At 43.8% G+C, this 15400-nt stretch carries 11 protein-coding genes; 4 read left to right on the plus strand and 7 right to left on the minus strand.

Going from position 1 to position 15400, the window contains the following annotated elements:
- Positions 1-82 precede the first annotated feature (82 nt).
- From L0991_16430 to L0991_16440, 3 genes are all read right to left on the minus strand, one after another.
- A complete protein-coding gene (locus L0991_16430) occupies positions 83-718 on the minus strand; it encodes a CatB-related O-acetyltransferase (GenBank protein XGB65118.1) in 636 nt (211 codons plus the stop codon).
- A 391-nt stretch (positions 719-1109) separates the two neighbouring features.
- Positions 1110-2165, minus strand: a complete 1056-nt coding sequence (locus tag L0991_16435) for an NADH:flavin oxidoreductase (GenBank protein XGB65468.1) — start codon at positions 2163-2165, stop codon at positions 1110-1112.
- A gap of 309 nt (positions 2166-2474) precedes the next feature.
- Positions 2475-3110 (minus strand): SDR family NAD(P)-dependent oxidoreductase, encoded by a 636-nt coding sequence (locus L0991_16440; protein XGB65119.1) that lies wholly within the window; start codon positions 3108-3110, stop codon positions 2475-2477.
- A 230-nt stretch (positions 3111-3340) separates the two neighbouring features.
- Between L0991_16440 and L0991_16445 the strand changes: the two genes are divergently transcribed.
- On the plus strand, positions 3341-5158 hold the full coding sequence (locus L0991_16445; GenBank protein XGB65120.1) for a winged helix-turn-helix domain-containing protein: 1818 nt from the start codon (positions 3341-3343) through the stop codon (positions 5156-5158).
- 58 nt (positions 5159-5216) lie between these two features.
- Here L0991_16445 and L0991_16450 read toward each other — a convergent pair whose 3' ends face one another.
- The 4 genes from L0991_16450 to L0991_16465 all read right to left on the minus strand — a co-directional run bounded on the left by L0991_16450 (position 5217) and on the right by L0991_16465 (position 11534).
- Complete coding sequence (locus L0991_16450) at positions 5217-6251, minus strand: phospholipase A (protein XGB65121.1); 1035 nt, start codon at positions 6249-6251, stop codon at positions 5217-5219.
- A gap of 4 nt (positions 6252-6255) precedes the next feature.
- Positions 6256-6936 carry a hypothetical protein gene (locus tag L0991_16455; protein ID XGB65122.1) on the minus strand — a complete coding sequence of 227 codons (681 nt, stop codon included), beginning with the start codon at positions 6934-6936 and terminating at the stop codon, positions 6256-6258.
- An 89-nt stretch (positions 6937-7025) separates the two neighbouring features.
- Positions 7026-10118 (minus strand): efflux RND transporter permease subunit, encoded by a 3093-nt coding sequence (locus L0991_16460; protein XGB65123.1) that lies wholly within the window; start codon positions 10116-10118, stop codon positions 7026-7028.
- Between the two features lie 9 nt (positions 10119-10127).
- Positions 10128-11534, minus strand: coding sequence for an efflux RND transporter periplasmic adaptor subunit (locus L0991_16465; protein ID XGB65124.1), 1407 nt, complete (start codon positions 11532-11534; stop codon positions 10128-10130).
- Positions 11535-11563: 29 nt separating this feature from the next.
- Here L0991_16465 and L0991_16470 point away from each other — a divergent pair, with 29 nt between their 5' ends.
- The 3 genes from L0991_16470 to L0991_16480 all read left to right on the plus strand — a co-directional run bounded on the left by L0991_16470 (position 11564) and on the right by L0991_16480 (position 15360).
- Positions 11564-11836, plus strand: coding sequence for a hypothetical protein (locus L0991_16470; protein XGB65125.1), 273 nt, complete (start codon positions 11564-11566; stop codon positions 11834-11836).
- Between the two features lie 98 nt (positions 11837-11934).
- Entirely contained in the window at positions 11935-13653 is a 1719-nt protein-coding gene (aspT, locus tag L0991_16475; GenBank protein XGB65126.1) for an aspartate-alanine antiporter, read from the plus strand.
- A 111-nt stretch (positions 13654-13764) separates the two neighbouring features.
- The gene (locus L0991_16480) at positions 13765-15360 is read left to right on the plus strand and encodes a bifunctional aspartate transaminase/aspartate 4-decarboxylase (GenBank protein ID XGB65127.1); all 1596 of its coding nucleotides are present in this window, start codon (positions 13765-13767) and stop codon (positions 15358-15360) included.
- The last annotated feature ends 40 nt before the right edge of the window (positions 15361-15400 follow it).

The raw sequence follows: 15400 nt of genomic DNA on the forward strand, positions 1-15400 counted from the left end.
AGGTAACGAACTGATTTAACGTATTTTTCAAGATAAATATGACAAAGATCTTTATACGTAAACCCGTGTTTTTAGTTGTTCCTTACAATCCCTTGTCATAATCAGTGATTGCCTGCTTTAAGTTAGATAAATCTGAATCACACAAATACTGTCTCAATGATTCAAATTTCTCTGGTGGCCAGTCGTATATCTTCATTGAGGTTAGCTCTTCGATAACAGGCTTATCAAAGCGATGTTTAACTAACTTCGCGGGAGAACCACCAACAATACTGTACGGTTCCACATCTTTGGTTACTACGCTGTTCGCAGCGACAACCGCTCCTTCTCCGATGGTCACACCCGGCATGATCATGGCACGCATCCCTAGCCAAACTCCGTCTTTGATATGAGTATCGCCCTTGCCAATGTAGGCTTCGTCGATCACATCCATAAATGGATACAAAGAGAACCAATCAATTCGGTGGGTGTGATTGCCGCCCATAAGGATCACAACCTCGGCTCCTATGCAGACATAATCCCCGATGTAGAGCTCATCGATTTCCCAACGAGGCTCCCACTGGCGACTAACCTCGTCACCGTGCAGATAACGGACAACTGAACGCTCAAATCCGTTATCCCAACAATCACTGTAATAGCTGTGTTGACCCTTGATGTGAATATTAGGATTGGTGACGACCTCATGCAGCAATTCGAATTTAGACCAATGCTTATTTTGCATTTCTACCTCTGATTAACTTGTTAGTTTTATTCGTTTAAATATCAAAAGATTCGACATTGAAGATCTAGACATGCACAAACAAGCGCCCCATAGGCACAAGAAAGGCTTGGAGGAACAGTGAATGCCATATTTAAATCATAGCAATGCCGCTAAAACTAAGAAGCGTCAGTGGATTCGAGGTTGCTTTAGAAGAGGAAGTAATTTCACAGTATGCTCAGGCAAGGAGGAAAATTTTGTTGAAAAGTTTATTGGGGCATTGTACCCATTAACTCCAACTCATTTGACAGAGAAATGTGATTAATAAGGTTTCAAATATCAGTACATGTGGCAAAAGAAAAACATGAGCCAGCACTATAGCACCAGCTCATGTTTAAACTCACGTCTTCAGTAACTACATACGAGCTAACTGCACCTTTCTATCTTTGTTTACCACACAGAAGTTTCCGCGCTTAGTACGACACTTAGAACATCTCTCACACTCAACTGGGCTTCGGTCGCCCTCTTTCCAGCGTTTGATTAGATGAGGTTCAGATAATAGAGGTCGAGAGAGTGCGAAGTACTCAATACCTGTATTGTTGGCGATCTCTTCAATGGCATCAAAATCCGTTAAGCCGCCCACCGTGATAACAGGAATATCGACGTCTTGGCTGACTGCGTGGCCATATTCATGGAAGTAACCTTCAGCTTGGATAGTAAATCCATCGTGTGACTCGCCAATCATGGTGTCGGCTTTGCCATGAATGTTGCCAGAAACAACAATGCCATCAACGCCTACTTCTTCAAGCTTTTTACACACTAAACGCGTTTCATCGAAGGTCACGCCCCCCTCGAAAAACTCAGAAGCCGTCAGCTTAACCAAGATAGGGAAATCCTCACCAACCAACTTGCGTGTTGCCGTGTAGATCTCAAGCAAGAATCGCATGCGATTTTCTAAGCTACCGCCGTATTCATCTTCACGCTGGTTGTAATAAGGACTCAAGAACTGGTTGATCAAGTATGTGTGAGCAGCATGAATTTCTACACCATCAAAGCCCGACTGTTTCGCTCTTGATGACGCTTTGGCAAACGCATCAACAATGTAGTCAATCTCCTCTTTGGTCATTGCTTTACCCAGTGTTTGAGTCCCTTTTTCAGGAACCTCACTCGGTGCAAAGATCACACGTTCTCCAAGGTCATACGTGGTTTTTGTACCGCCATAAGCCAATTGCATCACGATTTTAGAATCGTTGTCATGCACCAACTGAGTTAGCTTTTTGTATTCATCGATAAACGAGTCGTTATACATACCCATCATGCCAGCATTCGGCTTTTCTTCTTCAACAATGTTCGCGTAACCCGTCACGATCAAGCCAACCTCACCTTGAGCTAGCTCTTCATAGATAGCGTAAAGTTTATCTGTCATATGACCATCTTCAGTCGCCATATTTTCCCACGTTGCACTTCTCATAAAACGGTTCTTCAGTGTCATGGTGCCAATGCGGGTTTCTGCAAACAAAGTACTCAAATCTAATCCTCATTCAATCGTATTACGCCATTGCCCCATCTAGTGCGAGGCTGATTGCGCGGATACTACAGAGAATAAGACAGGCAAAACTTAATCTAGATTAAGAGAGCGGCACTCTCATATAAGAAACAGGCACATTTGCTTAAAATGGAAGTCGTTGAGGACAAAAACAAGAAAAGCCGCTCAGTGAGACTAAACGGCCTTAAAACTTTTCACCAGATGGGAATGCCTTCAGAAAACAATACCAGGCTTTTATCCATACTCAACGGTAGGATCAATACACTGATACACTTGCCCGATACTCGCGTCATTTGCCAATAGGGTTTCGATAAGGCGAGCCACTTCTTGTCGGTAAATCACGCCATGCACTTCCACGTCTTGAGAAAGCTCACCGTTACCCGTCACTTCACCATCTAACAAGCCACCGGGACGTAAAATCGTGTACTCCAACGAGCTCGACATTAACCACGCTTCCGCCAACGATTTTTCACGAACGGCAGCGCCAAATCCTTTCTTAGAGCGCTCTGACAAGTATTGCCATGAATCACCGCAACCTAAAGACGTCACCAATACAAAGCGCTTAATGTCATTCGTTTCCAGAGCATCAATCACATACCGGTGACCAATATAGTCAACTGGCACATCCGCTCTAAAACTGCCCATACTTGAAATCACCAACGCCGATTTCGGCAACTCAGCCACCGTATTCTCAACTTGTTGCTTGTCGATCGCATCGCAGCTCAGTGTTGTTACTCCAAGGATAGCCAAGCGTGGGTTCTTTTCTGGGTTTCTAGCAATCGCGATCACTTCAAAACCTTGTTGATGAAAGTGCTCGACCATTGCTGCGCCCAAGCCACTACCCGCTCCCCATACAACGACTGTACTCATAAATACCTCAAAAGAATCATGTTGTTCCTAATATTAACGACACAATCTAATCGGTTCTTTCGCTTAGATCAATAAATGCGAATAATTCTCAATATTAAATATATAGTTCGTAGTCAGCGTATGGCTGCGTCAAAAGCACGCACACCTATCACTATTGAACATTGGTTCATTGAATTGCCCATACTTGTCTACTAAAGTAATTTTAATACAAAGACTTAGTATCGGTACTTATGAAAAAAGAGCGCATCCAATATTCTTTCGACGTGTGGCTGTTTATCCCAGATGAAGACAAGCTCATCATGGATAATGAAGACGTGATTATCGATAATCGTTTGTCCAAGTTGTTAGACTTCTTCTGTCAGAACCCTAACATTGTGTTCTCACGCGATGAGCTCATTAATGAGGTTTGGAATGGCTCGATCTTGACGGATCAAGTGATTACTCAAGCGATTTTTGAGCTGCGAAAAACCTTGAAATCGGCTGAACGACATTCGATGGGCTACATAATTACCGTCCCTAAACGAGGGTACAAGCTTGATGTCGAGGTGCGAAAAAATGTCCTAATTACCCCATCATTGCAGGTCAATACCGTTTCAATCGATGAAGCTAGCACCATTGATACAGAGGATCACTCACCACAAACTAGCTCTTCTCAGAGTGAACCTTCTGCTGAACAAGGTAATGATGGCGCCCTAAATGAAAGTGGAAAAGGCAGCGCTAATTTCACGCTACAAGACACTAGCATTCAAGGTAATCAAACCAACACGACACCAAGCTTGGCAAAGTCAAAAAGCAATGACTCAGGCACATCAACACACTTCGAACAGCCCAATTCAAGCCATCAGACACAAACCTCATCAACAGCTCAACCTAAAGAAAAAACCGCAAAACCCTCCCCATTGGTTGTTGCCGTCGGGGCTTTGGCTGCAAGCGCTATCGTTATTGCCATTGGCGTGTTTTGGTGGTGGATCCAATCGCCGAACAAATCGTACAACAGTATTGATAGCTCCACCCTTGTGACCACAGAGCGAGCGTATTCCAGAAATCACGCTTCGGATTCTGACGCAAAGTCGAATGCCGTAACTAATCACCAAGTCATTGAAGAGCATAAAGCACACGCTACGGTTCATTACTTATCACTCGAACCCCGTTACATCTACGTTAGAGTGGATGAGAATTTAAAAAACAATGCCTTTATGCGCGGTATTGTCCATAAGTTGATGAGCTATGTTACGACCTACCGAAACTTTCGCATCATAGTGGATGAATCCTTGGTTCCTAACTCGGCAAACGTGGTCAGTTTTAAAAGCAAAACAGAGGGCGACAGAGAGTATCTCGATATCACTTATTTTAATCGCATCTCTAACTTCAAACATTTAGGGCGAGACTACCTGATTGATGCCTCTTCTCTACACAGCACGATGCGAACGATGCTCGATGACTTATTAGACTCATTTAATATCGACATTCAGAAAACCATCTTAAAGCAGCAAATCTCTGAGCTTCCAAAACAAGAAGTACCGTTGAGACTGGCACTTGAGTCTCTGGGCCTCACCTTTATGACTCTGGATAGAACAGACACCTTAAAGAAAATCATCGAAGCCAACGAGCTTGAGCCTGATAACCACTTTCTAATGTCGAGTCGTTACTTGTATGAGCTTGCCGATATCTTTTTATTGAAGTCCTCTCAAAAAGAACAGCTTGTCAAAAAGTTGAATAATCGGTTTGGGGAAAAACTACTTTCAGCGGGAATCAATCCAACGTCTTATCGAGTTTACGATGCACTGGCCGCCTATTCCCTCACACAAGATAATCCGAATGAAGCTGAGCGTTATATGACGTTAATACCAAGAAACGATTACAACGTCATGTCCACCATCATATTGGCCAAGCTAGAGGAATCAAAAGGCAACCCGGCAGCTGCAGAAGAGTATTACTACGAAACCATTTTAGAGTCTGGCTACCCGGTGGTTTTGAAGGTTGCACAAACCTTATTCTTCAATAGCAATATATCTGAGATAGAATCGAAACTGGAAGTCGCCAAGTAATGTAAACACCGCCGTTATCGGCGGTGTTTCTCTTTGCAACACAACTCTAAACATTGCTCTATAACGCATTAGTAAGAAGAACACCGACACCGATCCGCTCGCTGTTATAGTCATAATCAATTAAGCTCTCACCATACCCCTTGTAGTACTGCACATAGCCTTTTAGTCGCCCAAACAGAGGAAAACTCAGCGAGGTTTGAACGCCGCCATAGCCGGTTTGAAAGTTGTAGCGGCCTAGTGCTGAGAGTTCAAACGCCTCCCATTTATAAGCCCCCGACAACTCATAGTGACCTAAGTAATCTTCAATGTCTGGATTGTCGTCACTGCTGCTAGATTCCGGAATACGATACCAAGGCTGTAGATAAACTAAGAAGTCATCTTGTATGTATCCTACCCCTGTATAGACTCGGTTCCAGCTGCGACTAAGATCCTCAGTTCTACCATTCGATTCATGCTCTAGACCGAATCGAGAGAACCAGACACCATCACTCGATTCAATATTCAAAGGCATTTCATAAAACAATTCCGGACGGTAGTTTGTCTCTCTAAACGGTGCTGAAATATCGGACGAATACGCCTGCCAAAATGATTTCATCGTAAAACCAAAATAGATTTTGTCCTCTTGATTAAACACACCACTGTCCATGACAGGAATTTTAAAGCTTACCTGTAGCTTAATCTCTTCGTCGCTCAGATCATCGGCTTTACCGCCAAATCGCTCATCTCCGTACGGCTCAGTATTGACGCTCGTCATGTGGGTAATGGGCAAAATATAATTCAAACGATATGGCGTTATCACAAATGGGTTATCTTCTGTTGTGTACTCCAATTTCAAACGCGAGATCTTTTGCTCTGGTGACCTTTCAGGTGAACCTGCATTTGCTTCGTTGTCTTGAGTCTTATTCTCAGCATCAGTCTTCAAAGCAGCGCACTGTTCTTTTAGCCATTCGATATTTTGTTGGCTTTTCGCTTCAGATAATGCGGTCAGAATACACTGCTCATAATTATCGTCGCTCGCGAATACCGAACAACTCACACCGATAACCAGCATCATTAACGTCATTTGGCTACAGAGTTTGTTTTTACGCTTCATAGCCTTAACCTTGCTTTGTGTTTAGGTAAGTCACCTCAAAAGCAAAGTCGACCGCCTGCTTAGTGATTTGATCGACATTCTTATCAAGCATCTCGATCGTTATCGCTGATTTATCATTTTCTAGAACACCATTATCATTCACCACGAAGATACGGCGCCCTACCAACTCAGCAGAATCATGGTCCTTTAGGTCTACGCTTGCGAGCACTCGAATTGAACGATCACGAGTACCAACCGCGTATTTGATAGCGCCAATGATAGAGCCAACCGGAATAAACTCTGTGACGTGAATGTCCTCAGGAATATCGTCAATGCCATACAAAGTGACGCTGATATCCAGCATTTTGTTTTCTAAGAACTTGTTCTCGTACCCCTGTAATTTAAGCTCAAGTTTCTCGTTCATACTGGTAAGGATCTGCGCTTTGAACTCTTTCTGTACCGTCTTCGAGACACGTTTATCGATGCCAGAACTTTTAATCTCAACACTATTGAATTTGAACTGATTAAAGTGGTGTGAAGCACTGTCCTTTGCCACCCAAGACATTCCCGCCATGTCGTCATCAAACTGACTATCCACAAAATAATGCTGGGAATCGACGCTTTTAACTTCTTCCCGATTTGGTATTGAACTTGCGCAGCCAACGGTGAACAACGCTAACAGTGGATATAGGTAATGTAATTTCATGTGAACCTCTAATTTCCTGAATTTTGAGTGCACGAACCCCTAAGCGGCTAAGCTCATCAGTGGGATTCGTGTTGATTAAATTTTCTTGTTTATGACTGGTTTATTTGAACTGGCTTACTAGGCTCTTCGCTTGAATCATCATCCTGTTCCTTTGTGGTGTGGTCCGCCGCCAAATAGGTGTAGATCGTAGGGACAACAAACAAGGTAAACAGCGTGCCTACCGACATACCAACGGTGATAACCAAACCTATAGAGAAGCGACTTTGTGCTCCGGCACCACTTGCAATCAGTAGCGGCACAACACCGACGACCATAGCTGCGGTTGTCATCAGTACTGGGCGCATCCGCACTGTTGCTGAACGGATAGCGGCTTCGCGGCGGCTGCATTTCAATTGCTCTTGCATCTGGTTGGCGAACTCAACAATCAAGATACCGTGTTTACTGATAAGTCCGATTAAGGTGACCAATCCAACCTCGGTGTAGATATTGAGCGTATCAATCCCCAAATACAGCGGCATTAAGGCACCAAAAATCGACAGCGGAACACTGGTTAATACCACCAGCGGATCGCGTAAGCTTTCGAACTGCGCAGCTAATACTAAGTAGATGATCACCAAGGCTAAGAAGAACGTCGTGACTAATGATGATCCTTCTTGCAAGAACTGACGAAGCTGTCCGGAGGTATCTGTGCTGTATGACTTAGGTAAGATCTGAGCGGCACCCTCTTCCATCACTTGGTAAGCTTCACCAATACTGATACCCGGCATCATTTTCGCTTCTATCATGGCACTGTTCAGTTGCTGGAATTGGTCCACTTTTGATGGTTGTACCGACTGGCTAATCTCAATTAAGGACGCTAATGGCACCATTTCCCCAGTGTTCGAACGTACGTAATAGTTCTTCAAGTCATTCCAAGAGTTACGATTTTCGTTCGGTACTTGAGTAATCACCTGATAACTACGTTGGTCCATTGAGAAATAGTTCACGAAGCCTTCACTGATAAAGCGTGACAGCACCGTACCAACATCTTGAGCGCTGACATTCATTTGTGCCGCTTTATCTCGGTTTATATGGATCTCAACTTGAGGCTTGTTGAAGTTAAGGTCATTCTGCACATAGATAAACTTACCGCTCTTCTCTGCATACTCTTTTAGCTTTTCAGCATACTGGTAAAGGTCTTGATAAGAACCCGTTGGCGTCTTCAATACCATTTGGAATGGTAAGCCTTGCGGTGTCCCTGGTAAGTCTGGTGGCGAGAAGGTATACACCTGCAAACCTGGTAAAACCGAACTCTCTTTTTGGAAACGTTGCATCACCTCTTTTGCGGTTGCTTTTCGTGAATCCCAATCTTTCAATACACCCAAACCAAAGAACGCATTGTTGTTCATGTAGCCGTTGTCTAGCATGGTCATTTCGACTTCGTCATTTTTTCCAATGGCGTCGATAAGAGCAGGCGTGAAGTGACGAATGTAATCAGTATTGGCTTGGGCCGGCCCTTGTCCCATCACGATCATTACGCCTTGATCTTCTTCCGGCGCTAATTCAGAAGCGGTATTCATGAACATGAACACTAAGCTAATAAGCAGTGTTCCTACTACCGGCCAGATATAAACACGGTTATTCAGCACATGTTCTAACACCTTGCGGTAGCGCTCAGTCAAACCACCAATAACCGCATCGATTTTCTTAACCAGTTTTCCATCCAAAATCGACTTATTGAGTAGTTTTGAACACATCATTGGTGTGAGCGTGAGTGCGATAAAACCAGAGATCAAAACAGAGCCCGCTAAAGTGAAAGCAAACTCGGTAAACAGCTTACCGGTCAAGCCACCCATGAAGCCAATCGGCGCATACACCGCAGCCAAAGTAATGGTCATGGCAATCACAGAGCCTGCAATTTCGCGCGCACTGTTGATAGCCGCTTTAATTGGATTAGTGCCATCCTCAAGGTGACGGAATGTGTTCTCTACGACCACAATCGCATCATCCACCACCAAAGAGATCGCGAGCACCATTGCCAGTAACGTCAGCAAATTAATGCTAAAACCCATACTCAGCATGAAGAACATCGAGCCAATCAGGGACAATGGAATGGTCACCAACGGGATTAACATCGCACGCATCGAACCGAGGAACGCAAAGATGACAATCACAACGATCAGCGCTGCTTCCATCAAAGTCTTGGCTACTTCTTCAATTGATGTCTCAATGAACTTGGTTGAGTCGTATACCACGTCCGCTTTAATACCATCAGGTAAGCCCGCTTCTATCTGAGGTAATAAGTCATAGATACCTTCAACCACGGTTAATGGGTTAGATGTCGCGGTATTACTGATCGCCGTTGCTACTGTGGTCACGCCATTAAACTCAACGTCCGAGTCATAAGTAGCCGCGCCCAACTCAATGGTGGCAACATCTTTCAAGTGCACCAGTTGCCCATCGTGGGCTTTGAGCGACATGTTTTTAAAATCAGCCACCGAGCTCGAGTCTGTATGAGCATTAATATCGACTTCGATATATGGGTTTTGTAACTTGCCGGCCGCGCTCACAATGTTATTTGCTCGCAGTGCATTTTGTACATCGGTAGCTGTTAAACCATAAGACGCTAATTTTTGAGGTTTCAGCCAAATACGCATCGCAAAATCTTGCTGACCCAACATATCGACTTTAGACACCCCTTCTACAGTAGAAAACGTCGGTTTAACCACTCGGCTCACATAGTCCGATACTTGCTCTGTTTTCAGTGTATCGCTTGAAAAAGAGACATACAGAATTGGGGATTGAGAAGTCGATTTAAGAATACTTGGATCCAAGACTCCAGAGGGCAGCTTGTATTTCACTTGCTGCACCAGAGACAAAATCTCCGTCAATGCACCATCTGATGGGTATCCCAACTTCAAGTACACCGTAATCACCGATTTACCCAAGGCACTGTCTGATGTCATGTAGTCAATGCCCGCTGTTTGAGCAATTTCAGCTTGTAGCGGCTGGGTCACATAACCTTGCACACTTGACGCACTGGCACCGGGATAGCTAGTGGTAATAGTGATCACACCCGTTTCAATTTCCGGGTACTGACGAACCTGCAGTGAAGTAAAAGCTTTAAGCCCCAGTACCAACAACACAAGGCTTAATACCGTCGCCAACACCGGACGTTTGATGAATACATCAGTAAATGTCATGGGATTTTCCTATTTACCTGGCTGCGCATGAGTAACAAGTGGTCGTTGATTGTTTACCAAAACCAAACCACCGTTTTTGAGCTGATGCTGATTTGAGGTCACCACCACATCCCCTTCTTTCAAGCCAGAAAGAACACCAACATAACCTCCCTGTTTGGGACCAATTTCCACTGTGCGCTGAACCACTTTATATTCGTAAAATGGTGTTTCTGCCTTTTCTGAATCTTGCTTGCTTGAACTTGTGCTGGCTGAACTTGAAGCTCCAGAATTCGTGCTCACTTGTTTCGTTGAAGTATCTAGAACAAACACAGTATCGCCAGATAAGGTGTAGCTGATTGCCACGGATGGCACACTGATCACCGTGTTTGAATCGGAAGTGGTTAGTGTTGCATCCACATACATACCCGACTCCAACGGCACAGATTCAGTCGTCACAGCTCGTAATTCGATATTGTGTGTGTTCGCATCTGAACTAGGCTCAATAGCAGTTATGGTCGCGTGATAAGTGGCATCATTCGCTGCATCAGATTTAAACTGTAGATCTTGTCCTACTTGCACACTGTGTAGATAAAGCTCCGAAATAGAAAAGTCGACATACTGTTTTGAGTTATCTTCAAGATCCACAATCGCTGTGCTCGAATTGATAAAGTCCCCCACGTCTATTTTTCTGATTCCAACATGCCCAGAGAAAGGCGCTTTAACTTTCATATATTCAACCTGTGTAGAAATATATTCTAACTTCGCTGATTCGGCATTAAATTGAGCGGCTAGCTTATCCACCGAATTCTGAGAGACACTATTATTTTTCAATAGCCTTCTGTTTCTTTTTAACTCTGTTCTCGCCAACTCTACCTTTGCCAACTGGCTCTTGTAGTTTGCCTTCAATAATGCATCGTCCAACTTAACTAGAACGTCACCTTTATTAACAAATTGACCTGATTTAAAAAGCACCTCTTTTATTTGCCCTGATATTTGACTCGTTACCTCTACTGATTGATTAGCATGGATATTACCAATTACATTTAAATGCTCATTCCAAACATCCTTATTGACAACCTCAGTTGTTACCGATACGGCTGGAAATTTAAAATTAGCTACTTTCTCTTTTATTATCTCGCTTTTTACATAATGAAAGCCAAATACAAAAGACAGTAATATAAATAAAGCTGACCCAACAATTACGCCTTTATACTTACTCATGTGTTCACCTTGGTTTTGAAGTGCGACTATTTTAACTATCGGCAAGCCCAATAAATCAAACTGACATAACATTGAAATCAACGTATATAAAATAAAAATAAAACCAATAAATACAACAATTTGATAAAGATTTATCAAGCAAAAATCATTTCCTGGCTTTATGGCGATTTTATTTGGAAATGATTTATATCCCACATTGATAGATATAATTCTCATCGTTCCTTAAACAACTAACTGAGAATAATATGTCTAATCAATCACACCACACCAAAGTCGCTATCAAAGAAAAAATGAAACGAGTATACGGCGAGGAAGTCGAGCATAAACATAACAAAGACCATTTGGAATATAGAGAACATCAGCCCTCTCATTCTGGTCAACCACATGGTGGTAATCCAGAAGGTCATAAACATTTAGTAAATCACCACCCTGATGGTCACCACAATAAGCATCACAAAGATAAAACCCATACTCATAAGAAATCATCTCGATTACACCATAAGACAAGCAACTCTTAGGTAAGAACAATCGATAGAAATCAATAAATATTTATCATTTACAAGTTAACGTATTAATTAAAGTGAAATATCGAAGGTGTTTCATTTAAAGGTTTATCATGTCATTTATTATTGAACAATTAAGAGACTATCCATTTATAGCTCTATTCCTATCTCTAGGACTTGGTTACTTAATCGGTAAAATTAAAATCGGTAAGTTTGAATTAGGTGGGATTGCAGGCTCGCTTTTGGTCGCCGTTGGGCTTGGCCAAATCGGCGGAATTACAATTTCCAATGAAGTAAAAAGTATCTTCTTTGCTTTGTTTATTTTCATGGTGGGTTACAACGGAGGACCGCAGTTCTTCTCATCATTCCGCCTTTCATCACTAACGCGCTTATTCGCCTCATTCGTAATGACGTTTGTTGGGCTCGTAACCGTTGTCGTATTAGCTAAATGGGCAGGCCTAGATAAAGGTTTAGCGGCGGGTCTTGCTGCGGGCGGTCTCACACAATCGGCGATAATAGGTACTGCTGGTAACGCCATTGATCAGCTAAATCTAGCACCCGATGTCACCTCAACACTCAAAACCAATGTGGCAGTAGGCTACTCGATTACCTACATCTTTGGATCTCTTGGCCCTATCTTGATGATGTCTCTAATCCCAATGGTAATGGGTTGGAACATCACTAAAGAAGCCAAGAAACTGGCTGAACAAATGGGCTCAGGCAGCAAACAACTTAATGAAGGTGAATTCTCGGCACTCAACCGTGTCTCTTCTCGCGCTTATCAAGTCACAGCAAACTCAGTATTTGTAGGCAAGAGCGTTGTTGAGTTGGAAGAAGCGCTCGATTCTGATCTAACGATTGAAGCGATTTACCGCCAACATGGAGATTCAGACTCGACGTTAGATATAGCAAAAAACCCGATTCTGGCTGCCGATGACAAAGTCTACCTGACAGGTCTTACGCAAGCCTTTCCGAAAGTGACCTCTCTTGGTATCGAGCTTGGCGAATTCAGCGAAGAGACCAATGTGGTTCACACGCAGAAAAAAGTCGTCCTCACCAACAAAAAGTTAGCGGGTATTACGCTACGTAAGCTTCACGATGAAACCAACGCACATATTCGTCGTGGTGTTTACATTACTCAACTGTCACGTATGGGTCATGACATTTCGACATTGCCAGATACCGAGCTGCACCTAGGCGACGAAATAACGTTAGTCGGTCAGAAAGACGACCTTGCCAAAGTAGAGAAGAAAATTGGCTATAACAGCCCGCTTCCAAGTGTCACCGACTTTGTGACCATGTCCTTCGGTATGGTACTGGGCTATCTGATTGGTGAGATCGGATTCTCTATCGGCGGTTCGCATATTGCCTTAGGTTCTGGCTTAGGTTGTCTAGTTTCTGGTTTGCTTGTCGGTTACCTGAGAATGCGCACGCCACGCTTAGGAAGCATTAACCACGGTGCTGCTAACTTTATGCAAACGTTTGGACTTGCAGTGTTTGTTGCCGTTGTCGGTATCAATGCTGGTGCGCCTGCCCTTACGGCCATCAAGCAAAATGGTGTGACGCTATTACTGCTTGGCGTATTGGTCACCATGATTCCACAAATACTGACGTTCCTATTCAACTACTACGTTCTGAAAATCAAGAACCCAGTCGAAGCCTTAGCAGTTGTCGCAGGTAGCCGCAGCGCTAACCCAGCCTTCGCGTCTCTACTAGAGAAAACTCAGAACAGTACACCAGTACCGAGCTTCACCATGACTTACGCGGTTGCCAATATTTTCCTCACCTTGTGGGGGCCAATCATCGTCAACCTAATTACCAAAATTTCCTAGAACAACCGCTCGTTGGAAAGAGCAACCGCTTGTTCAAGAGCACACCTCTTGAACAAGCACCAAATACCTAATTAACGCATTTACGAATCAAAAATTTAAAGAGAAAAGACCATGAAACGCACAGATGAACAGCGCCTGGAAACACTCAGCCCATTCGAAGTAAAAAATACACTGATCGACCTTGCCCAGCATTCACATGAGAAAACAATGATCAACGCTGGTCGCGGCAACCCAAACTGGGTAGCAACAGCGCCACGCGAAGCCTTCTTTCAATTAGGAATGTTTGCACTAGAAGAGTCAAAAGCGACCTTTTCTGACTACCAAGGCTTTGGCGGTATGGGAGCTAAAGAGGACATTAGCCTACGTTTCCTTCAGTTTTGTGAGAAGCATGAAGAGCAAGAAGGCGTTCAGTTCCTTATTGAAGCCTTCCAGTTTGTTACTGAGCAATATCAGGTAGACAGCGATGAGCTGATTTATGAATGGGTTGGCGGCATTCTGGGGAATAACTACCCCGTTCCAGACCGCATGCTTAAGTATTCAGAACTGATTGCTCGCAAATACATTGAGCAGGAAATGGCAGGCTCTCAACCCGTGCCTGCAGGCAAATTTGACTTGTTTGCTGTTGAAGGTGGCACCGCGGCCATGGTTTATATCTTCAATACGTTGAAGAGCAACCGCCTATTAAACCAAGGTGATACCATTGCGATTGGCGCGCCAATTTTCACGCCTTACATCGAGATGCCAGAGCTTGAGGATTACTCGCTCAACAAAGTAGAAATCATGGCAACGGAAGCGTCAGCGTGGCAGATCCCTGATTCTGAATTAGATAAGTTAAACGATCCAAGCGTCAAAGCGTTCTTCTTAGTAAACCCAAGCAACCCGGCATCAGTAAGGCTGAGTGATGAGACTCTGCTTAAGATTGCGGAGATCGCGAACCGTCGCCCTGAATTGATCCTGCTGACAGATGATGTTTACGGCACCTTCGCAGATAACTTCACTTCGTTGGCTATGCTTGCTCCGAAAAACACGATTCTGGTGTACTCGTACTCTAAGTACTTTGGCGCAACAGGCTGGCGTTTAGGAGTAATCGGTGTTCATGAAGATAATAACTTCGACCGTATGATTGGTGATCTCCCAGAAGGGACTCGAAATGCGCTTTCAACACGATACCAAGGCATCACTCTAGAACCGAGTAAGCTTAAGTTTATTGATCGCTTGGTGGCTGACAGCCGTGCCGTGGCACTGAACCACACTGCTGGCCTTTCTACTCCGCAACAAATCCAGATGACGATGTTCTCGCTGCTATCTCTAATGCAAGGCGGTGAAGAATATAAGCGCTTGGCCAAACAGATCGTGCGTCGTCGTTATCATACTTTGATGGAGAAGAACTTGGCGGCACCGATCGTTGCAGAAGGCGATCAAACAGGTGCGTTTTATTACGTCGAAATTGACCTAAAAGAAATCGCTCAAACGATTCATAGCGATGGGTTCTTTACTTGGTTAGAAGAGACGTATGAACCATTAGATTTCTTGGTTCGTCTTGCAGAGGAACATGGCGTGATTGTGATGCCGGGTGCTGGATTTGATGCGCCAACATGGTCGCTACGCGTTTCTCTCGCAAACCTAGAAGAAGCGCAATACGCTAATATCACTCGTGCTATGAACGCGGTAATGCAAAGCTATATTGAGCGTTACGAAGCCATTTAATTTGCCAACACTAAGTAAATTTGGATTCAATCATCTATAA

The organism is Vibrio chagasii, from assembly GCA_041879415.1.
Lineage (GTDB): Bacteria > Pseudomonadota > Gammaproteobacteria > Enterobacterales > Vibrionaceae > Vibrio.

What these genes read in the sequence shown, in the direction of transcription:
- L0991_16430 (XGB65118.1), bottom strand. Translation starts at nt 718, where the DNA reads ATGCAAAATAAGCATTGGTCTAAATTCGAATTGCTGCATGAGGTCGTC.
- L0991_16435 (XGB65468.1), bottom strand. Translation starts at nt 2,165, where the DNA reads ATGAGAAGTGCAACGTGGGAAAATATGGCGACTGAAGATGGTCATATG.
- L0991_16440 (XGB65119.1), bottom strand. Translation starts at nt 3,110, where the DNA reads ATGAGTACAGTCGTTGTATGGGGAGCGGGTAGTGGCTTGGGCGCAGCA.
- L0991_16445 (XGB65120.1), top strand. Translation starts at nt 3,341, where the DNA reads ATGAAAAAAGAGCGCATCCAATATTCTTTCGACGTGTGGCTGTTTATC.
- L0991_16450 (XGB65121.1), bottom strand. Translation starts at nt 6,251, where the DNA reads ATGAAGCGTAAAAACAAACTCTGTAGCCAAATGACGTTAATGATGCTG.
- L0991_16455 (XGB65122.1), bottom strand. Translation starts at nt 6,936, where the DNA reads ATGAAATTACATTACCTATATCCACTGTTAGCGTTGTTCACCGTTGGC.
- L0991_16460 (XGB65123.1), bottom strand. Translation starts at nt 10,118, where the DNA reads ATGACATTTACTGATGTATTCATCAAACGTCCGGTGTTGGCGACGGTA.
- L0991_16465 (XGB65124.1), bottom strand. Translation starts at nt 11,534, where the DNA reads ATGAGAATTATATCTATCAATGTGGGATATAAATCATTTCCAAATAAA.
- L0991_16470 (XGB65125.1), top strand. Translation starts at nt 11,564, where the DNA reads ATGTCTAATCAATCACACCACACCAAAGTCGCTATCAAAGAAAAAATG.
- aspT (XGB65126.1), top strand. Translation starts at nt 11,935, where the DNA reads ATGTCATTTATTATTGAACAATTAAGAGACTATCCATTTATAGCTCTA.
- L0991_16480 (XGB65127.1), top strand. Translation starts at nt 13,765, where the DNA reads ATGAAACGCACAGATGAACAGCGCCTGGAAACACTCAGCCCATTCGAA.